Origin of the sequence: Leptospira borgpetersenii serovar Javanica (assembly GCF_003046425.1) — a bacterium.
Lineage (GTDB): Bacteria > Spirochaetota > Leptospiria > Leptospirales > Leptospiraceae > Leptospira > Leptospira borgpetersenii.
Window position 1 is genome coordinate 83,512 of record NZ_QAJG01000005.1, and the last position, 19,239, is coordinate 102,750.

A 19,239-nucleotide genomic window follows, 5' to 3' on the forward strand; every position below is an offset into this window, starting at 1 on the left:
CGCAGAAACACCTCCTGGAATCGTATCAAAAAGAGGGAAAAACATCGGATATGAAATCAAATCATTCCCAATTTGCAGGTAAAAAAGTTTTTATTTCCGGAGGTTCCTCCGGAATCGGCAAAGGATTCGCCGTCGAATTCGCAAAAAGGGGCGCAAGCGTGATTCTCTCAGCCAGAAATGAAAAAACCCTGAAAACGACCGTGGAGGAATTGAGAGAGATAGGCCACAAAAACGCAATCTTTGATTTTGCGATTGCGGACGTCTCCGAACCGAAACAAGTCCAAAAGGCCGCAAAAAAAACCTTAAAAGTTTTAAACGGACTGGATCTTCTCATTTGTAACAGCGGTTATGCGAAAGCGGGAAAAGTTGGCGACTTAAAGGAGTCGGACTTTCATCAATTGATGGACGTAAATTTTTTTGGACACGTCAACTTGATTCGAGCCTTTCAGGAACATTTCCTAAAACAAAAGTACGGAGACATCGTACTCGTCTCTTCCATGCTCGCTACGTTTTCCATATACGGTTACGGAGCGTATTCGGCGAGTAAATTTGCGATTACCGGTTTTGCACAATCTTTACGGCAAGAGATGATGCTTCATGGAGTTCGAGTGAAAGTTTTTCTTCCTCCAACCACCGACACCCCGGGGTTGAAAAAAGAAAATCAGGATAAACCCGATCTCGTAAAGGAGATAGAAATGGGTTCGACGATCAACACGGTTCATTCCGTGGAAAAAGTGGCAAACGCATTTATGAACTGGTTGCCTAAAAGGAAATTTTTAGGATACGCAACCTGGGATTCCTGGCTTCAATATTTTTTAGTTAGACATTTTCCGGAATGGACCTTGTTGATTGCGGATGCGGAACTAAAATCCGCACAAAAAAGACTAGAACAAAAAGGCAAAACCAAAACTCCTAAAAGCGAATAATTTGTCGGTAGATTTCCGACGTTCCCCGCCGTAAAACGGTCGGGCTGCTCCACGTTCGCTTCAGACCCGCAGTCATTCCGTCAAATCAAAGTAATTCGACCTGTGGGAACTCCTGCAAAAACAAATTGCGCGCATCTCTCTAACACGGCAAAGTTGTGTAGAACTCAAAAGAAGAATTCATAAACAGATTCAATTCAAGAGAGAATAGTCCCACATTTTTGCAGGTTCCGAAAATTCTTGAAATCCGATCAATAAAAACATTCCGCACAGAGCGGATCAAAAACCGTAAAAGATATGGAAAAACATATCCAAAACTGGTTGCCTTGCTCCGCGTATTCGAAAATTTCCCTAGGAACATTTGTAGGAATCGTCATCGACTTAATCTTACCGGACACGATCCTTCTATGGATCGGAGCGGGCGTAATTGCAATTTCGATCGGATCATTTCTAAAAATACGATTCCAAATTGTGAAATATTCCATTTTTGGAATGTTTCTTTTCGCATGTGTTTCTACCTATTTTCCGGTAAGATTTCAAAAAAATCCGCAGAAGATTACTTTCCGCGTTTCCCAAAAAAATCCTTTCGGAAAACCGGAAAAAATTTTCCAAGAAAAATTTAGAGAACAAGTTTTACTCGAGTTAAAAGAAGCCAACCTGAAAAAAAACTCCAACCGAGTCGCCTTAGGACTTATTTTCGGAGAAGCAAAACAACTTTCCAGAGAATTCAAAACGAAAGCGAAAGAAGGTGGAATTTTACATTTGTTTGCGGCCTCAGGACTACATCTCGGAATATTAATGGGGATTCAGTATCGACTTCTAAAATTAATGCCGAATTTAGGATACAAACTACCGAGAATCATTCCTCTGCTCACCGGATTTCTTTATCTGTCCGCCTTGGGTTATCCAGTTTCACTCTCAAGAGCCTGGATCTTTGCGGGAATGTTGTTGCTCCAAGGATTATTTTTTCGAAAATTACGATCGGTCGATCTGCTACTCGGTTCCGCCTGGATTTTATGGATCGTGGACCCTCCCGGATTTTATACGGTCTCCTTTTGTCTTTCCTTTGGAGCAGTAACCGGAATATTCCTTTTTTCTTATCCGATCCAAGTCGCTTGCAATTTTCTTTCGGATGAGAATCGAATAACGTCTTTTCTTAAAGAGAATCTATCGATTTCATTTTCCGCCGGACTCGGAACAATGCCCGTGTTACTATTTGCATTCGGATCCTTCAGCTTCGGGTCGATTTTATTAAACTTAATCGTGGTCCCTCTGACGGGAATATTACTCCCGATACTTTATTTTTCCCTAATCATACAAAAGATAAAATTAACCTTCTTTGCCGAACCGTTTTGGTCCATTACGGAATTGTTAATTCAGATGTTGATCTACCTATCGGAAACGTTATCACAATCGCTCGGTTTTTACAAAGAAATGGGAGACGCGATTTGGATCGGAATCATCGGTTGGGTTCTCCTTTGCGTCGGAATATTTTTTTATGCTTATTTTATGGAAAAGAATTATCTGCGGAGTGCCTCGAAACGGAAATTTACTCTATGGAAAATGCCAAAACACAAGTTAAACGTCGAAGTTTCCGACTGGAATTCGAAAGACGCAGATCCTTCTCTCCCCGATCCGGATTCAGCATTTCCGGAAATCGACACTTCGATCCACAAACGGAAATTCGAGGAAATTTCAAAAAACATTCAAAATTCAGAATATTATCCATTCGAAAAGGAAAGAAGATTCAGGAAAAAATCGTATCCGGTTTTTTGCGTTTTGTTTTTTATTTCCATCTTCGGGATCCATGTTCTTCTTTATCAGTCTCCGAATTTATTTCCTACGGAAAATCGTATCGTAAACAATCGGTTTTTCTTTATTTTGAGGAACGGAGATTCCCTGATATTTTCCGGAAAATGCAAATATGGATATAGGACGATATCGAACGTATTTCGGATTTCGAAAAAAATTTATTGCGATTCCACCGATAAACGTCCTTTGAAAAAGGTTTTCGTGGAAGAAGAATCCTGCCTCGTCTGGGCCTTTCAATGTTTGCAAGACCGCTCAATCGACATTTTCTATTCGGGTCGTGATTTTGAACTTTGGAACCGAACGAGTCGATTCCATCTTCTCAAATCGAACCCGATCCGAGAAATCCCTCTATCGAAAGGATCCAAAATTCTATTTTTTCATACGAAAAAGGATTCCCTCTTTCAACTCTCTCAAAAAACGAAAACGGGCAACGGTTGGATTCTTTTAGAAACTCCGTACGGAAGCCGGGATGATTCGGAAGTCTGGAATCGAAACCGAAAACTGCTTGGGCTTTCGGAGAATTGGATGTTTCTGGAAAAAGATGAGCTCCAGAGAATACCCATTTCGAAAAGTTTCTGAAATCCGCAAATTTCTGGAGTCGAAATCCTCGGCCCCATTAAAAAAATGGGGACAGAACTTTTTAATCGATCCGAATGCAATCCGATCCATTCTCAACTGCCTAAGTTCCGACCTTCTTTCGACAATTGATCGAATTTTGGAAATCGGTCCGGGGCTCGGCGCAATTTCACATGGATTACTCGACTTTCAAAAACCGGTCACGTTATTCGAAATCGATCCGGTTTACGCACATTGGCTCCGGGAATATCTTCCGGAATTCGAAATCAGGGAAGGTAACGCTTTAGACTTTTTGCACGAATACTCCCAAAATTCTACTTATCTCTTTGGAAACCTCCCCTACTATATTTCTTCGGAACTGACTTTAAGCTCCGTTAAAAACTTAAAAGAACTCAAAGGCGCGGCGTTTCTTGTACAAAAAGAATTTGCAAAAAGAATTTCAAGCGAACCTTCTTCGATTCAATTTTATCTTTCCGCGTACGGAAATTGGAGTTTAAAAAAAGACGTCAAGGCCGGGGCTTTTTATCCGAGGCCGAACGTGGATTCCTCCATACTAGAATATAAATCTTGTCCGGTATTCGAGAAACAATCCGGATTTATCGCACTCGAATGCCTTTGCAGAACCACCTTCTGGGGAAAAAGAAAAAAACTAACTTCCTCACTTCGAAACGCACCAATCGCCTCCCTGCCCGTGGAAGTTGTTTCCTCCGAAAATTTTTCAGAAGAACAGTTTCGAAATGAAAGCGTCCAATCCTTGGAAAACGCAGGAATCGATCTCAATAAAAGACCGGAAGAATTGAGGGCGGCGGATTTCCACGAAGCAGCACAATCACTTTCCGCTTATATATCAAAAATACTGAATATAATGTGAGTTTGGCGTAAGAAAATGAGAAAGAATTTTCTAAAAGTAAGAGTCCCCACTTTTAGAATTTGTTTGTAAAATCGCGATCTGTTGCAGTTCCACGTTTTAAGAATAGATTTACAAAGTTCGAATTCCAACTTCCTACAAAAAATGAATCATGTATTTCTTACGACCCTGCTCACGTTAATATAGCTCGACAACGTTTAGGATTTCCTATCGAATTCCTTATATTCCTGAAGAGTTTTTTTCATAAATTCGCCCAGCTCGGTTTCTTTTTTGAAACCGAAATGTTGAAGAACGGCGGATTGAATCAGAAAATAATCGGAGAGGCCTTGGGAAATATCGATAATCATATCCGAAAGATAAATCGAAAACACCGCATCCTGAAATTCCTTCTTAACCAAAAGCGGTCTGTGATGCATCTCCGCGGCAACCCGAATCGTATCCGAAAAGTTCCACTTCTCACAGATCATCCCCCCCAAAGTCGTATGAGAAATTCCTAATGCGGCTTCTTCCAAAGTCAACGGAGAAGGTAAAAGTCGATTTCCTAAAATTTCGGAGATTTTTTCGGACATATCGGGTTCAAGAGAAAGCAAAATCACACGACCCACGTCGTGTAATAAAGCTGCACAGACCAGAACGGTGATCGTCTGTTTTTTCCAACCCATCCTTTCCCCAAGGCGCCTGCATATAAACGCCGATAAGCTGGACCGCTCCCAAATCGATTCGAACTCTTTGTATTTTTCCTCCAGAATCCTTTTTGTTCCCAGGCTCAAAAGAATACTGTTCAATTCGGAAAGACCAACGACTTTGATCGCGCCTTCCAAATTCTCCACCTTAGTCCTCTGCGAAAACGAAGCGGAGTTTGCCAATTTTAGAATATTCGCAGAAAGTGATATATCTCGACTTACGAGTTCGGTGATGTTATGGATCGAAGAATCCGGTTTATTAATCAGACTCATGATCTGATTTACATTGTCGGGAAACGTGGGCAGATTATCCAATTCTGAAAGAATCTCCCCCGTTTTTTGAAGATTGGTATTTTTTTTCTTAAATTCGAAAGGAATTTTGATATAAGCCGAAGTAATTCCTTCTTCGGATTTAATTCGATACGAATCCCCTTCGATTCCTTCGTTTTTCAACATAAGAAGAGACATCGCAAGTCCCAAACCGGCTCCCTCCGATTCGTCTCCATGATTTTCGAAAACCTCCGAAAGATTGTTATACGTGCGTGCCTTCGAAATCCTTTCCTGGATTCTTTGATTCTCTTCGGGAAGAAGGCCAACGTTATTTGCCACCTTCAGGAGAAAACTATTCTGATTAAAACCGAATGTAACGAGGACGTACAATCCGTTTTGTTCAAGAAGATCTGCATAAAGGTCTTTCTTGGAGATCAATTTCTCCTTGAATCTTTCCATTCCCGTCTCGTATTGAACCGGATCCTTGATATCCCAACCAGCTTCCTTAAAAATCACCCTCTTTTGATTCGCCTTAACGGCGTTCATGATTGTCTCTCTTAAAATGGAAAAGATACATTCTCTCAAAGGTATGATGTCCAAATACTGAAGATAGCGATCCAGTAGAAAACCGATAATTTTATCGATGTTTCGATTGAAGTGCGTGATTCTTAAATAAAGCGGATTGAGAGATTCGATCGGTTCGTTCAGATTTTTGACGGAGAGAAAATACCCTTCTTTTTCATAATGAAACCATTGAATCTTCATGCGGACTTCCAAACTCCGCTTGGGTCGTTTGAATTTGGTCCCAAACAAAGTTATGACTCTTTAAAGGTTCGTCAACCGGCACTTTATGTTTAGAGTTCTTTCCTGTCCAGAACAACTTTTACGAATCCGAAGCAAAGAATGATCCAAATGCCGATTTGAATAAGGGAGTATTCTCCGTAGTAATGAACTTGTGAAAGGCTTTTTGCGAGAAGAGAACCCGAAAAGAAAAACACGGTTCCCTCCTGAGGTAAAACCCAATATATCGTTTCCAGAACTTGTTTTTTTAAATCCGAAGTTTGAATCATATTCGCCGCAACGGACTCGTAGATGAATAGATCCAAAAAGGTAGAAAAAACAAGCAACGCAAGTCCTCCAAAAAACGCGGCATTTTTACCGAAACTAAGAACTAAGACAAAACCGAAAAGAATCAGGAAGTAAAAAACGGAAAACATCGTAAAACAGGCTTTCAAAAGATCCCAGGAAAAAACTTCCCCACCGATCCGTTGTTTAACGAGATACGTTCCGATTAAAAAGACGCCGTTTGTGAAAACGAGTAAAAGAACTCCCAGAGATTTTCCTCCTATATAGGTCAAAGAAGAAACGGGCCTTGAAAGAATCGGAATATAAGTCTTATTTTCCAGTTCGTCTCCCAAAAGCGAAACGGGAAGAAACAGCGCAAGAACCGTATTCCAAAACGCGAAAAAAAGAAAAACGACGTAAATTTGAAAATCTGGATTTCCGGATTGATCCTTACCGCCCACCTGAACCTGACAAGTGAAATTCAAAAACAAGAACAAAGCCGATATTATAAAAATGAAATATACGATTCTTTTTCGAAAAGTCTCTCTCAAAGTCAGAAATACGATCGAAAAAACTTTCGGAATCTGATCTTGAATCCAAGTAAGATTATTCATTATTCCCCCCAGTGACTCTCAGGAAAACTTCCTCGAGAGATTCCGTGATTCTTTCGTATCTTAGAATATTCGCACCTAAATTCACAAGTTCTGCGGGAATTTTTCTCGGATCGATTTCGTTCTCCGGAAGAAATTCGATCTGATTTTCGACAATCTTTAGTTCGGAAGAAATTTTACGAACATAGGAATCCAATTCGGAAGTCATCGATTCTACTTTGACAAGAATCCGATTCTTTCCTTCCTTTAAGGATTCCAAAGGCCCGATCGCGGCAAGAGTCCCCAAGTTAAGAATCCCGATTTCATAACAGACCTTTTCCACTTCCAAAAGTCTATGAGAATTCAATAATACTGTTGTACCTTTCGTTTTATTCTCCTCCACAAGAGTTTCTCGAAAATCGATATAACCTTTCGGATCCAAACCGGAACCGGGCTCGTCCAAGATCAAAAGCTCCGGGTCGCCGATCAATGCGGATGCAAGTCCGAGTCTTTGCAACATTCCCTTGGAATAACCGGCAACTTTCTTCGAAGCAACATCCGCAATACCCGTTCTTTCCAAAAGGTTCTTGGACTTTTTTTGGATGGAAGGACTCCGCATTCCGGCTAACTTTCCACAGAAGCTTAAAAATTCCTCCCCCGTTAAAAATCCTGGGATAGAAATTTTCTCAGGGAGATAGCCGATTTTCTTCCGCAAACGAGGAGAGAATGAAAGTCCGAACAAACGAAAATTTCCTTCCGTTTGTTTGGAAAATCCCATAAGAATTCGAACCAAACTCGTTTTTCCCGCCCCGTTCGGACCAAGAAGACCGAAAACGGAACCTTGGCGAACCCGAAAGGATACTCCCTTAAGAGCGTGTTGCTCCTTGTATTTTTTTTGAATCGAATCGATTTCAATTGCAAATTCAGACATGCACTTTTCCTTGGAACCAGAGCCTTTTCTAAAACCGTCCTAAAGTAGTGAACTTTCCATAAGAACCTCGGATTCATAATGCGAAACTTTTATGAAAGAATTCGACTGTGGAACGGATTGGAAGAACATAATCACGTTGGACCCTTCTAGTAAACGAAGGTTCCACTCGGAGAAGCTCAATGATTTTTTAGGAATCATTCCCTGTCAATTCTCTATAACACATGAAGATTATCATTGCTAGACATGGAGAAGCGGAAACAACTTCTCCGGATGGAACCGATCGTTCAAGGTCCCTCACCTCTAAAGGCAAAGCGGATGTACTCAAGATGGCGAATTTTTTTAAAATCGGTTTCAAGATCACAAAGATCTATCACAGTCCTTACGAAAGAACAACAAACACCGCAAAAATTTACACGGACATTCTTCATCCCGAACGAGAAACCGAATCATTGGATCATTTAAAGGCAGGCCAAGATATGGCCCAAGTTTGTCCGATCATTCGAGAATACTCGAACTCGGATACGATTCTTTTAGTGGGGCATAGCCCGGACGTTTCCGTATTTGCCGAAAAACTTTTAGGAATCAGCGGAGTTGGAAAGAGTTTTCTTTTTTCTCCGGGATCAGCTCTTGCGATCAACGTTCCTAGAGAAAAATTCCATGACGGTCAAATCATCTGGTTTGTTTGTCCCGATTTTCTTGGTTGAGCCTTCGGTTTTTTAAGTTTACAGAGGAACCTTTTCGGAAATTCTTACCGTCATAGAAAGAATCGGGGTGTAGCGCAGTGGTAGCGCACTTCTCTGGGGGGGAAGGGGTCGCTGGTTCGAATCCAGTCACTCCGAGATTCTAAACTCGATTCAAATCGGCCAATTGGATTTCATTTTAAATTTCATCTACAATCTCCTTTATATTTCCCGAATCGATATAAAAATTCGACGTGCACTCTTCAAAGAAAAAAGAATCGGAATATAAAACGCCGCTCCTCACAAATTCAGTTCAAAAAGTATATTCGAGATTACTACTCGAACATATGAAAATGGCTCCCAAAACTAACGGCCAATTTTTACAAAGATATAGAAGTTCTCACAAAATTGCGCCGAATCCAGAATTGTCGGCTTTTTTGGTGAAGATCAACATTCTAACTTTCGAAACGAACTTTTACGGTATTTTTTTCATACGTTCGGGATTTAAATTTGGATGTTTTTCTTTACAACAATGTTCGACTTCATCAGCATTTAGGTCTTTTACTCCTCATTTCGTTCGTCAAGCGGTTTGATTTCTGTAAATCTAATTTTAGGACTTATAGGAAACTAAAGAGTCTCGCTTCTATTAGCGCTCGACGGAATTTAGGATAGACCCTAGATTCTTTGTAAATAAGAATAGAGTTGTTGAAAAAGTTCAGATTAACAAAACTACTTTAATCGACCGCTTAGAAACGGATGGAGAGTTAATTTTTGGGCAGCTCTAATGAAAAGATTCAATACTTTAATATGATTTTTTTTGAAAAAACTTTTTTCCGAAACTCTCTAGAAAAATCATAGAAAATGGAAGAAGAATATAATTTCCTTCGATTCAATTTTTCTCCGGCGAAAATTAAGGCCAGAAAACAAGAAATAGAACTCTTCGTTTAAAAACGCTTTTATCTTTTAATAAAATGACTGAGGATATTGTCCCGAATCTCCTCGAATCGAACCAATCCCCACGCTAAATTGATTTTTAACTTCAGAGCGCTTTCGCTCATATCTTTCTCCCCTTGGGTTTTTAATTGATCAAATCTTGCTTCGATCTTTTCTTTACCTTGGTTCAAGTCATCCACGAGTTTATCGAAAATTTCACGAGAAGTTTGAACAGCTCCAATTCCTACATTAATTATATCGTTTAATTTTTTGTTTTCCATACAACAACCTCTCAATTCACTCTCGAGGATCTCGATTATTATTTTATGCACTGCACAAAAGTAGCAACCACTTTTTTCCTTTCTTTCTTATTTATCTCTATATTTTCAGGAAGTTGAAAACCAAAACAATAGGAAACAATTCAATTTGCTAAAACAAACCGAAACATGTAAGTGTTCTTTTCTCCTTTTTTTAAGGATAATTTCACTTTTTACCTTCAACTTTTTTTTGAATTGCGGTATAGAAATCAAATCTGTCGGTCCTTCGGGAACTGATTGTATGAAAATCGAAGGACTCCCAGGTCCGGAAGATCTAGCAATTGATCGGGAAGAAAAAATTCTATACGTCTCAAGCCATGAAAGAAGAATTCAGAACCGACTCGGGAAAATCTTTACGATCGATCTGAAAAATCCTTCTGTCCCGACAGAACTTTTCGTGAAATATCCGCCGGAGTTCCGACCTCACGGGATCAGTCTTCTCAAAACCAAGGACACTTACAGACTCTACGTAATTTCTCATCCAAAATTCTACGAAGTTCACACAATCGAGATCTTCGAGCGGAAAGGAAAAGAATGGTTGCATGTAGGAACTCTTACGGACCCACTACTTACAAGCCCCAACGATCTTTTCGTAGTATCTGAAAATGAAATATTCCTTTCCAACGATCACGGAACGGGAGGAGTTCCAAGATATCTCTGGGACGATCTGTTCGGATTCAAACGCGCGGAAATCTCGCATTACGACGGTAAAAATTGGTCCAACCTCGGAAATCCTCTCTCTTTCGGAAATGGAATTTTATACACAAAAAATTCTCGAGGAAACGAATTTTTATATCGATCCGGATACTCGGATAAAAGCGTATTTCAATTTCCGATTCGAAGAGAACAGGGAAAACCCGTATTGGAAGAACCCAAAAGGATTCACATCCATTCCGGTCCCGACAACCTTGAGTTGGATTCCCAAGGAAGAATTTTCGTAGTTGGCCATGGTTCCACGTATCGATTTCTAAGACACGTGAAAAACCCGAACTATTACTCTCCGACTCAGGTGTTTCGAATTTCTACCGACGGAAATTTTCAGGAAGTGTTTGCGACTTCAGGAGATTTGATTTCAGCCGGAAGCACCGCGATTCCATTCGAGGGAAGATTGTATATAGCACAGATATTCAATCCGTATATTCTAAATTGCAAATATACAAACTCGAATTAAAAGACCGTTCCACAGTGTGAGAATTCCCATTGTTAACCGATTTGTTCTCACGTAGGTTAACAAACGCAAAAGCGATTATTATGCTGCGATCCCCACAAGCAGCACTTTAGTTTGAAAAATTCGGAAAGGATTAGATATTATACTCGGAAACTATCTTATGTTCAAGAATCATACGAATCTAACATGAGTTCGGCGTAAGAATCCATGATTCACTTTTCTAAAAACAAGTTGGGATCTGAACTTTGTAAATCTATTCTTACTACTTGGACACATGAAAAGAATACCATTCATAAAAGTTTATTTCAAAAGTTGGAATGTTGATCTTTTTCAAAAAACCGATAATTTCTAGATTCGATATAATTTTGTAAGGACTTCTATATTTTTACAAAAATTGCCCGTTAATTTTCGGTATCATTTTCATGCATCTGAGTAGTAAAATATGGGAAATACCACAAATCACGATCTTACGAAGAAATTCTAAAATTGTTGGAGTTCCTACTTTTAGAAAATCCTTTCTCATTTTCAACCGTCGCACTCACGCTAATTTAAAGTTCCGGAGCAGGTTTTGGCAGAAAATTCAAGATTTCTTATTATTTGATGTAGAGTTTGTGAATCACATCCGTATAAACGGCTCCCATCAAGTCATATCCGACTGGATTCGGATGAACAAGATCCGTTTGCGAATATAAGGGAATTGTATTTTCTCTCTCTAAAAAAACGGACTCCATATCCGCAGTCGGGTAACGAGAACTTAGCCCTTTAAGATACGAATTGATCTGCAAAATATTCGCTCTATAGCCGGGTTGAGCCGTAGGCGGAAGAATCGTCACTAAGATCATTGCATTACTATGAGATTGGATTAAATCAAGGAGATTTTCGTAGTTCTTCGGAAATTGGTCGACCGGATAACCGGAAACATCGTTCGTCCCCAATTCTAAAATTAAAAGGTCTTGTCGTTCAGTCAAAGCAGTTCCAATCGTTTGAAGCCAAGTAGGAACGTATCTTCCTGAAACCGAATAGTCAGTAACCGTAAATCGGAAACCAAGTTTTTCTCTTAGCCCAAAACCGTCCGATTCTTGGGATAAAGAATCTCCAATGATCCCCACTTTCAAAAGTGGGCCCACCAGAGGCAATAAAAGTGAAAGTCCGTGCTGCTCGCTCTCCTTACCGACACAAGAAATCAATAAGAAAAACAGAATATTCTGAAATTGAAGAATTCTACGAAGCCAAAAAGAATTCATTTTTTTTTCCGGAGATAAATTTCCGCCTGAGCACGCACTAACTTTCGAGTCGTGGAAGGAGAAACGGAAACGTTTTTCTTATAAAAAGAAGACGAATTTTCCTTAAGATAATTTTCCACAGTATCGTTCCGTTTCGTCCCTTCGCTGAAAACAAACGTATCGATGGAATCCAAAACTCCCACAAACATCTCCGAAGGAACCGGAAGTTCACCCGGAATAAATTCTAGAATTTCCTGATCCGGATATCTTTCCCTTAGATAAAAATACGGATCCGGAATCGCCTGAAGATAAACCTTCTTGGAATATCTCAATTCGGCCGCAATTTCTTCTGAAAATTTCTTTCCGAGATCGAATTCCGGGTTGATAAAGCCGACTTTTCGATATGCTAGAAACAAAACGATCAAATTACAAAATAAAAGCCCTGAACCTACGTAAATCACCCTTTTACGATCGGATTCTTCAAACAACATCCCACCTAATGCAGAAAGCGGAAGAGTAAGATACATCACGTAATAAAATTCGGTGGATAAAAACAGGAATACAAGAATTCCCAAAACCCAAACAAAAAGAAATAAAAATCGCTCCTTCAACAACCTTCGATTGATTCCGATTCCCGCTAAAAGAAAAATGTAAAATAAAATTCTAACCCCCGGATTTTCATATCCTCCGATCAAAATCTTGATCTTCGTGAGCACGGAAAACAAAGTGAAAAGCTCTTTCTTTCTTCCAAACTGCAATCCAAACTGAAACAAAAATAAATTCCAATAAGGAAGTAGCCAAATGATCCAAATCACAAGGGGAAATATCCCTCCGATCCAAAACAAAGAAGTCGACAAAGATTTCCTTCTCCAAAGAAGATACAAGGAAGGAACTCCAAACACAGAACCGAACGGGTGAGAAAGAAAAGATAGCCCAAGAAAAATTCCAGAAAACAAAGCTTCAACTTTCCCGACGGGTCTTGGATGTTCATCCAAAGCGGTGCGAACCAAAAGAAATAAACTTGCTAATGCGAAAAACAGACAAAGCATCTCCATCCTTGCCATCGTTCCCACTCTCAAAAATAATAGATCCGTAACGAGCAACAAACCGGCAAATGATGCGGACAATAAAGAAAATCCGACTCTAAATAAAATCCCGTAAAAAATAAAAATACAAAGCGCCGCGACTACAAGCGTAAATAAACGAAGTCCGACGATTCCCGGAAACACATACTTCATCCAAAGGCCACCGGAAAAAAAATACAACGGCGGCATCCACAAAGTCGTCTCTTCCATTCCCGGGATCAAACCTTCTAAAACCCGAGTTCGAAGAGTTCCAAATTCCACAAAGTCTTGTGAAGGGGAAAAAAATAAAACTTCATCCGGCCAAACCGGAGGAAATTCAAGCCGATCGTTATATAGAATCCATACGAAAAGGAGTGCTAAAAGAAACGGCAATATCCAGGAAAGTGTTTTCAGTGAAATGAAAGCGAACGTTTTCCGGGACATAAAAACCCGAGAGGGCAATCCCGGATTTTAGGCGAGCGAGTCGAGCGCCGAACTCTCTGTTTCGTAGACTTCAAACAGATCCAATAGTTCGACCACATCGAATACCTTTTTTACGGGAGGAGTAATGCAACAAAGTTTCAATTTTCTTCCCTGCTTTTCTAATTCCCTGACCATACCGACGAAAATACGGATTCCAGAAGACGAAATGTAAGAAATATTTTCCAGGTTGCTCAAAATATCACCCTGTCCGGACTGAACATCGTCCAGCAACTTCGCTTCCACCTCGTCTGAATGCCCAATATCCAGCCTTCCGTTGAGCGCCACCAGAGTATGCTTACCAATCTTTTTCGTTTTGATTTCCAAAAAATGGCTTCCTTTTGGAGAATTAAGCCTAAATTAAGGTTTCGGAATTCGTTTACAACTCATTTTTAAGTTCCAATATCTATAATTTCATCTAAGGAAAAATTTCTCACCGATCTAAACCTCGATTTTTGCCCGATCAATTTATAGACGGCGCGCCTCGTTTTCAATCCTAGAAATTCGCCAATAAATTGAATCGAATCCCCTCTCGAGTGAAGTCGAATGGCTATCGTTTCTCGAATTTTAGAACAACTCACTTCGATATTCGTTTTACGTTTTAATTTTTCGAAAAGTTTCTGAATCGTTTTGGGATGTAACTTTCCCTTCCTTCCCGGAAATACGTATTCCTCTGAAGTTTTACCCCGAGTCGCTCCGTAAAAATCCCGAAGTAAAAAAGGGGAAATTTTGAGGTAACGATCTTCTCTCCCTTGAAATCCGCGAATCCTCAATAACTTACTTTCCAAGTCGACATCGTTACAACGTAAAGAAACCAACTCTTCTGATTTTAATCCGAACATAATTAGGCATCGAATCCATACAAAATGTTCGGGATTGTTTCTACTCGCGTCTGTGAGAGACCTCATTTCAAAATCCGTGAGAATGTTTTTAAACCCGTAAATTTCCGAATTCCCTTTTTTCAGATTCATAAAAAGAACCATTCCTTTCAAATTCGGCTTTATTTGCCGACATTGCGGCAATAATGCCAACAAAAATTAATTTTTTCGAAGAAAGCAGGGAAATATTTTCAAACCATACAACACATTTTATGAATATTCAAAAAACTTTAAATATTCTATTTCGGAATATTCAGAAATAGATGCGCGTTTCAAAACTTTTCTTTCTATCGGTTGACATAAAATCGAAAATCCGCCAAATCATCGGCACATAAAGAATTATAATTGAAAATTAGTATATTTTAAAATTTGAAAATAATCCGAAAAGGGATTCCGAGAGCTCGTTTTTTATTAGAGTTGTTGAAAAATTAATTCTCTATCCGTTTCTGCTGCATTGAAATGGACGTTTGAAGCGATTTTGTTAATCTGAATCATGGAATTTTTCAACAACTCTATTTTATTACGAGCTCGCACGGATCCTACATATTACTCGGGCGCATAAAAAATACTATGATGAGCTTAGAATTTGTATCAAAACCTCATTAATTATATTTCTATCTAAGTTTTGGGACAGGTTCCGATTTCAAAAGTTGGAAGATTCGATCTTATTCAAAAAAGCTAACAATTCCGAATTAGATGCGATTTTATGAGGGCTTCCGTATTTTTACAAAAATCCCCTCTTCATTTTTAGTATTATTTTCATGCATCCGAGTAGTAAAAGAGGGCAGTCGGGTTTTATCGCAAACCGACGCTTAGAAGCAGAATCTTGAAAACTCTATTTACAGCGCGTCCCAAAACCCGCGAAGCAAACGTGGCTTGAGTTTTTCGTTTTGTCAGAAAGATCAATTTGGTAACTAAAGCGTCTCGCTTCTATTGGCGCTCGGGAAACTCAGCGTCTCGCTTCTATTGGCGCTCGACAGGTTCTTATATGGAAATTAAAAACTGTCTCAAAAATATCTTAGAATGCTTGAAATCGGCATTTCAAGCAAAGATAAAGTATTTTTGAGATAACTTCTAATAAAACTCAAGAAAATCAGTTACAATCAGTTTGTAATAAAACGCAGTAAAAGCGAAACTCTATTTTATTTCCACACGATTCAACTCGTCCAATTCCACTTTCCATGTTCGAACGATTTGAACCATTACATCCAAAACCTCAGGTTCAGGTGAATCGTAAGAATCTGCGGCAAACGAATCCACGGTTTCAAATCCCTTAATTTGAATCAGCGAATTCTTTTCCATTTTCGCCCGAAACACTTCGAACTCTTCTATGGAATCCGTCGGAGAATTTTTCACATAATATGGTTTTACGATACTTATCCTGAAACTTTCTATGGGAAGATGTTTGAGGGTCTGTAGAATCCGAAAAGATAATAAGGCCGCTTCCAACTTCATTCTTTCCTTATATTCCTTCTGTCCCAAAAACGTAAGAGCAGTATTTCCTCCCACTGCAAGTGTCACTTTTACTGTGTCCATTTTATCTCCAGTAGGCGAAATACTCGGAGATATTTCGATTTCTTTCAAACGATCGCCTAACAACAGAAACGACGTTTGGCGAATTTTTTCTTCAAGTGGAATCTCCCGATCAGATAATATCTTTTCAACTTGGTCTTTTAGGTTCGGCTTACAACCTACACTCATGATTAAAATCGAAAGAATAAAAATAAGACAAAAAAGCCTATTGATAAAATTGAAATTTGGAAAGACTTGTGTTTGTAAGGGACTTCGATTCGATGAGTTTGAGAGCAATTGCAGATTTTTCATAGAAATCTCCTTGGTTTCTTTTGAAACATCCGTTTAATCTAAGAGTCACAATCATTTTTTGCAAGCCTTTAGTCGTTTTTAAATTTAGATTTCTCAAATGATTGTTTGATTTCTTGTCAAAAGTAAATAGAGAAGTTCAATATCAAATCCATTCGCCTTTCGTCTTGTTATGCTGTCCCGATAGGATCACACAACCGAAATGATAAAAGTTTAAGACCGCCCACAATTACTTCGCTTTTATCTTGACAAGAATTTATTTCAAATGATTACGTTTTACTGTGTTGCCTATAGCAAGTGACCCGTAAAATCTTAACACAATTTGTCTTTTAGACGTAAAACTTTGAACCTTATGCAGCGCTCAGTGGTCTCGATCTCAACTGAAAAAACGTTTTATGTTTTAGATCACCCGGCCAGAAGGATCCGAAATCCATCCCATTCAAATGAGACGTTTCCTCCAATCACGAGTTGCCAAGATTCTTCTATTTTAGAATCCATCTTAGAGCGATTCTCTAAAAAAAGATTCAACGTTTATTTTTTTCTGTAATTTTAATTAGGTGATTTCGTCATAAATATCAGTATGAAACCGAAAAAAATCTCAAAAGACGATCTTGAATCCCTGATAACAGGCGTCAAATCTCAATCCATTGAAGCCGTAGGCAATTACTTATATAAAGGATTTAGAATACAGATTAGCAAATACAATCTGTCCGGCGCCGAAAGGGTTCAACTTTTATACCAAAAAAGAAGAAATAATGGCCTTTGCATCGTATGTGGAACGAAAGTCTCCAAAAAGAACCCTTCTTCCGGAAAACTCTACAGACTCTGCGAACGCCATCGCAAATCAATCGATCAGAAAAAGTAATCAACTTTTTCGAAAAACCTGCAGATAATTCTTTAGTAGGAGGCATATTTTTCCCTCCGGAGCTTTATCTTGCAGGCCAAAAGACTTTTCATTTTCCTTACAGCTTGTTACAAATCTCAAACACCTCCCTATGGAAAGGTGATCCAAAACGACAACAAAATCAGATTCCCAATACTGCCGAATGCACGCCGGGTAATTTTAGGGGTGAGCCGCAGAGAACGACGGCACACTTTGCTTAGGAAAAAAAATATTAAGTTTAGATATGCTTTCCTCGAGCTTTTTAGAATGAGATTTTTGATTATTTTATCCTTAACCTGGACTTTCTTTTCCAGCTCTTTAAGTTCGGAAATCGGTTCTCTTCAGGAAACTCAAGCCGAAAACCTACTTAGGATCGCGGAAGAAGCCTATAAAGACCAAAAATTCCACAGATCCATCGAAGAAATTAAAAATTTCCTGATTCTTTATCCGACAAGTAAACTCAAATACAAGGCTTATCAGGTCCTAAAAAACAATTACTCCAGGCTCGGCCGCCCGGAAAAAGTCCTCGAAATCAATCTGTATCAATACTCTCAGGAACCGACCTCCTCCCAAGGTTTAAACGCATTTTTCGAAGTCGGTAAACTTTATCTCCAAATCGGGGAAAAAAACAAAGCGAAAGAAGTTTTCAAATCAATCTGCACTCAATCTTTTTCCAGAGAACTTGCCGAAAAAGCTTCTTTGGAGTTCTCTGAATGGGATATTTTAAATGATTCAAAGACGGAAACGTCGGAATGTGGAGAAAATACCTCTTTTTTTCGAGATTCGATTCCTGAAAACCGATAATGAAAACAGTTGAATTCTGATTTTCAAAAAAAATATTAACATAACAGCATGTCCACAGGCATCTTCCAAATCGTTAATTTCCAGAAGGGCTCCTATATTATCGTAGAGGGTAAAAAAGATTCCCCTAGTTTCTTTATTATTCGGGAAGGGAAGGTAAAAATAGGTAGAGAAAACCCGGTCGTCGGTGAGGATCCGAATTCCGTTCAAGGCCCGGGGGACTTTTTCGGCGTCGTCGCCGCTATGAGCCAACACGCCCAAATCGAATCCGCAGTAGCACTCACCGACGTTTCAGTGATCGAGGTGAGTTACGATCAATTCGGAACTCTCATTCAAAGAAACACTCCGGTAGCGATGAAAATCATCCGCTATTTTTCGATGAAACTTCGCCAATTCGACCAGACAATCACACGTCTGACATTCCGCTCCGCAGTGGAAGAAGATCCGAACGAACTTTACAATATCGGTGAAAACTACTTCAATCAGAAAAACAACCATCACGCCGCTTACGCATTCCAAAAATACCTTCAATATCTTCCGAACGGTCCGTTTGCTACTCAGGCAAAACTGAAATTACAAACGATGAATCATCCGATGCAAGCTCCCACAATCGATCTTACGAAATTCAATCGTATGTACGCGGACAACGAGATGATCTTTTGCGAACACGAACCCGGTAGAGAACTGTATATCATTCAAAACGGTAAGGTAAAAATCACTAAGATTGTGGATAAAAACGAAGTGTTGCTCGCGGTTCTTCAGAATGGAGATATCTTCGGGGAAATGGCGCTTCTCGACAACAAACCAAGATCCGCTTCGGCGATCGCCTGGGGAAACGTTCAACTGCTCGCGATCAACAAGGCCAACTTCGAAGGTATGGTCAAAGCCCAACCCCAACTCGCAACCCGTTTGATCACTCTTCTCTCCGAAAGAATTTGGACCGCTTACAAACAGCTTGCTAACTTAATGATCAACGATCCTCAAGGTAGAATCGCGGATACCCTGTTGACTCTTGTCGAAAAGAATAGAATCAAGATCGCCCCGAAAATCTCGTATAACTTTGAAATTGGCACGAAGGATTTGATCAAAATGGTCGGCCTCTCCTACCCGAAAGACGAAAATTTGGTTCTAGACCTTTTGACTAAAAACAAATGGATCAAGCTCGATCAGGGTAAACTCAGTTGTACTGATTTAGTAGAACTGGAAAAGTTAGTTCATATTTATAGAAAAAAATCCCAAATGGAAAACAAACTCAAAAAAAGAGTATAATCCG

The 19,239-nt window shown here is 39.5% G+C and carries 18 protein-coding genes and 1 tRNA gene; 9 read left to right on the top strand and 10 right to left on the bottom strand.

Going from position 1 to position 19,239, the window contains the following annotated elements:
• Window positions 1-50 precede the first annotated feature (50 nt).
• From CLV95_RS05325 to rsmA, 3 genes are all read left to right on the top strand, one after another.
• Window positions 51-926, top strand: coding sequence for an SDR family NAD(P)-dependent oxidoreductase (locus CLV95_RS05325; protein WP_002734143.1), 876 nt, complete (start codon window positions 51-53; stop codon window positions 924-926).
• A gap of 294 nt (window positions 927-1,220) precedes the next feature.
• A complete protein-coding gene (locus tag CLV95_RS05335) occupies window positions 1,221-3,314 on the top strand; it encodes a ComEC/Rec2 family competence protein (RefSeq protein WP_016749030.1) in 2,094 nt (697 codons plus the stop codon).
• Window positions 3,277-4,182 (top strand): 16S rRNA (adenine(1518)-N(6)/adenine(1519)-N(6))-dimethyltransferase RsmA, encoded by a 906-nt coding sequence (rsmA, locus tag CLV95_RS05340; protein ID WP_002734213.1) that lies wholly within the window; start codon window positions 3,277-3,279, stop codon window positions 4,180-4,182. Before CLV95_RS05335 ends, rsmA begins: the two co-directional genes overlap by 38 nt.
• A 194-nt stretch (window positions 4,183-4,376) precedes the next feature.
• Here rsmA and CLV95_RS05345 read toward each other — a convergent pair whose 3' ends face one another.
• The 3 genes from CLV95_RS05345 to CLV95_RS05355 form a co-directional block, all read right to left on the bottom strand.
• Complete coding sequence (locus tag CLV95_RS05345; protein WP_002729132.1) at window positions 4,377-5,897, bottom strand: HDOD domain-containing protein; 1,521 nt, start codon at window positions 5,895-5,897, stop codon at window positions 4,377-4,379.
• 89 nt (window positions 5,898-5,986) lie between these two features.
• Window positions 5,987-6,688, bottom strand: coding sequence for an ABC transporter permease (locus CLV95_RS05350; protein WP_002737133.1), 702 nt, complete (start codon window positions 6,686-6,688; stop codon window positions 5,987-5,989).
• Between the two features lie 115 nt (window positions 6,689-6,803).
• Window positions 6,804-7,718: an ABC transporter ATP-binding protein gene (locus CLV95_RS05355; protein ID WP_002729133.1), complete on the bottom strand. Its 915-nt coding sequence runs from the start codon at window positions 7,716-7,718 to the stop codon at window positions 6,804-6,806.
• Window positions 7,719-7,939: 221 nt separating this feature from the next.
• On the opposite strand from CLV95_RS05355, the gene sixA reads away from it, so the two are divergent.
• Together sixA and CLV95_RS05365 are read left to right on the top strand one after the other, a co-directional pair.
• Window positions 7,940-8,422, top strand: a complete 483-nt coding sequence (gene sixA, locus CLV95_RS05360) for a phosphohistidine phosphatase SixA (protein WP_002729193.1) — start codon at window positions 7,940-7,942, stop codon at window positions 8,420-8,422.
• A gap of 63 nt (window positions 8,423-8,485) precedes the next feature.
• Window positions 8,486-8,557: transfer RNA gene (locus CLV95_RS05365), tRNA-Pro, on the top strand.
• Window positions 8,558-9,354: 797 nt separating this feature from the next.
• Here the strand turns inward: CLV95_RS05365 and CLV95_RS05375 are convergent.
• Window positions 9,355-9,612 carry an LIMLP_16025 family protein gene (locus tag CLV95_RS05375; RefSeq protein ID WP_002729161.1) on the bottom strand — a complete coding sequence of 86 codons (258 nt, stop codon included), beginning with the start codon at window positions 9,610-9,612 and terminating at the stop codon, window positions 9,355-9,357.
• Between the two features lie 145 nt (window positions 9,613-9,757).
• Here CLV95_RS05375 and CLV95_RS05380 point away from each other — a divergent pair, with 145 nt between their 5' ends.
• Complete coding sequence (locus CLV95_RS05380; protein ID WP_002729142.1) at window positions 9,758-10,819, top strand: SMP-30/gluconolactonase/LRE family protein; 1,062 nt, start codon at window positions 9,758-9,760, stop codon at window positions 10,817-10,819.
• 590 nt (window positions 10,820-11,409) lie between these two features.
• Here the strand turns inward: CLV95_RS05380 and CLV95_RS05385 are convergent.
• From CLV95_RS05385 to CLV95_RS19625, 6 genes are all read right to left on the bottom strand, one after another.
• The gene (locus CLV95_RS05385; protein ID WP_002729198.1) at window positions 11,410-12,060 is read right to left on the bottom strand and encodes an SGNH/GDSL hydrolase family protein; all 651 of its coding nucleotides are present in this window, start codon (window positions 12,058-12,060) and stop codon (window positions 11,410-11,412) included.
• Window positions 12,057-13,547, bottom strand: coding sequence for an ArnT family glycosyltransferase (locus CLV95_RS05390; RefSeq protein WP_002729812.1), 1,491 nt, complete (start codon window positions 13,545-13,547; stop codon window positions 12,057-12,059). Before CLV95_RS05390 ends, CLV95_RS05385 begins: the two co-directional genes overlap by 4 nt.
• Before the next feature lie 27 nt (window positions 13,548-13,574).
• A complete protein-coding gene (locus CLV95_RS05395) occupies window positions 13,575-13,910 on the bottom strand; it encodes an STAS domain-containing protein (RefSeq protein ID WP_004480775.1) in 336 nt (111 codons plus the stop codon).
• 65 nt (window positions 13,911-13,975) lie between these two features.
• Window positions 13,976-14,554: a tyrosine-type recombinase/integrase gene (locus CLV95_RS05400; protein ID WP_026053988.1), complete on the bottom strand. Its 579-nt coding sequence runs from the start codon at window positions 14,552-14,554 to the stop codon at window positions 13,976-13,978.
• A 1,044-nt stretch (window positions 14,555-15,598) separates the two neighbouring features.
• A complete protein-coding gene (locus tag CLV95_RS05405) occupies window positions 15,599-16,285 on the bottom strand; it encodes a hypothetical protein (protein ID WP_016749028.1) in 687 nt (228 codons plus the stop codon).
• A 402-nt stretch (window positions 16,286-16,687) separates the two neighbouring features.
• Window positions 16,688-16,810 (bottom strand): hypothetical protein, encoded by a 123-nt coding sequence (locus CLV95_RS19625; protein ID WP_002733936.1) that lies wholly within the window; start codon window positions 16,808-16,810, stop codon window positions 16,688-16,690.
• Between the two features lie 52 nt (window positions 16,811-16,862).
• Between CLV95_RS19625 and CLV95_RS05415 the strand changes: the two genes are divergently transcribed.
• From CLV95_RS05415 to CLV95_RS05425, 3 genes are all read left to right on the top strand, one after another.
• The gene (locus CLV95_RS05415) at window positions 16,863-17,147 is read left to right on the top strand and encodes an LIC10235 family protein (protein WP_002620102.1); all 285 of its coding nucleotides are present in this window, start codon (window positions 16,863-16,865) and stop codon (window positions 17,145-17,147) included.
• Window positions 17,148-17,318: 171 nt separating this feature from the next.
• Window positions 17,319-17,969, top strand: a complete 651-nt coding sequence (locus tag CLV95_RS05420; RefSeq protein WP_369746717.1) for a tetratricopeptide repeat protein — start codon at window positions 17,319-17,321, stop codon at window positions 17,967-17,969.
• Between the two features lie 48 nt (window positions 17,970-18,017).
• Window positions 18,018-19,235 carry a cyclic nucleotide-binding domain-containing protein gene (locus CLV95_RS05425; RefSeq protein ID WP_002722300.1) on the top strand — a complete coding sequence of 406 codons (1,218 nt, stop codon included), beginning with the start codon at window positions 18,018-18,020 and terminating at the stop codon, window positions 19,233-19,235.
• The last annotated feature ends 4 nt before the right edge of the window (window positions 19,236-19,239 follow it).

Coding starts and splice junctions, on each gene's coding strand:
- CLV95_RS05405 (WP_016749028.1), bottom strand. CDS start 16,285: ATGAAAAATCTGCAATTGCTCTCAAACTCATCGAATCGAAGTCCCTTA.
- CLV95_RS05385 (WP_002729198.1), bottom strand. CDS start 12,060: ATGAATTCTTTTTGGCTTCGTAGAATTCTTCAATTTCAGAATATTCTG.
- rsmA (WP_002734213.1), top strand. CDS start 3,277: ATGAGCTCCAGAGAATACCCATTTCGAAAAGTTTCTGAAATCCGCAAA.
- CLV95_RS05345 (WP_002729132.1), bottom strand. CDS start 5,897: ATGAAGATTCAATGGTTTCATTATGAAAAAGAAGGGTATTTTCTCTCC.
- CLV95_RS05375 (WP_002729161.1), bottom strand. CDS start 9,612: ATGGAAAACAAAAAATTAAACGATATAATTAATGTAGGAATTGGAGCT.
- CLV95_RS05325 (WP_002734143.1), top strand. CDS start 51: ATGAAATCAAATCATTCCCAATTTGCAGGTAAAAAAGTTTTTATTTCC.
- CLV95_RS05355 (WP_002729133.1), bottom strand. CDS start 7,718: ATGTCTGAATTTGCAATTGAAATCGATTCGATTCAAAAAAAATACAAG.
- CLV95_RS05425 (WP_002722300.1), top strand. CDS start 18,018: ATGTCCACAGGCATCTTCCAAATCGTTAATTTCCAGAAGGGCTCCTAT.
- CLV95_RS05415 (WP_002620102.1), top strand. CDS start 16,863: ATGAAACCGAAAAAAATCTCAAAAGACGATCTTGAATCCCTGATAACA.
- CLV95_RS05400 (WP_026053988.1), bottom strand. CDS start 14,554: ATGAATCTGAAAAAAGGGAATTCGGAAATTTACGGGTTTAAAAACATT.
- CLV95_RS05390 (WP_002729812.1), bottom strand. CDS start 13,547: ATGTCCCGGAAAACGTTCGCTTTCATTTCACTGAAAACACTTTCCTGG.
- sixA (WP_002729193.1), top strand. CDS start 7,940: ATGAAGATTATCATTGCTAGACATGGAGAAGCGGAAACAACTTCTCCG.
- CLV95_RS05335 (WP_016749030.1), top strand. CDS start 1,221: ATGGAAAAACATATCCAAAACTGGTTGCCTTGCTCCGCGTATTCGAAA.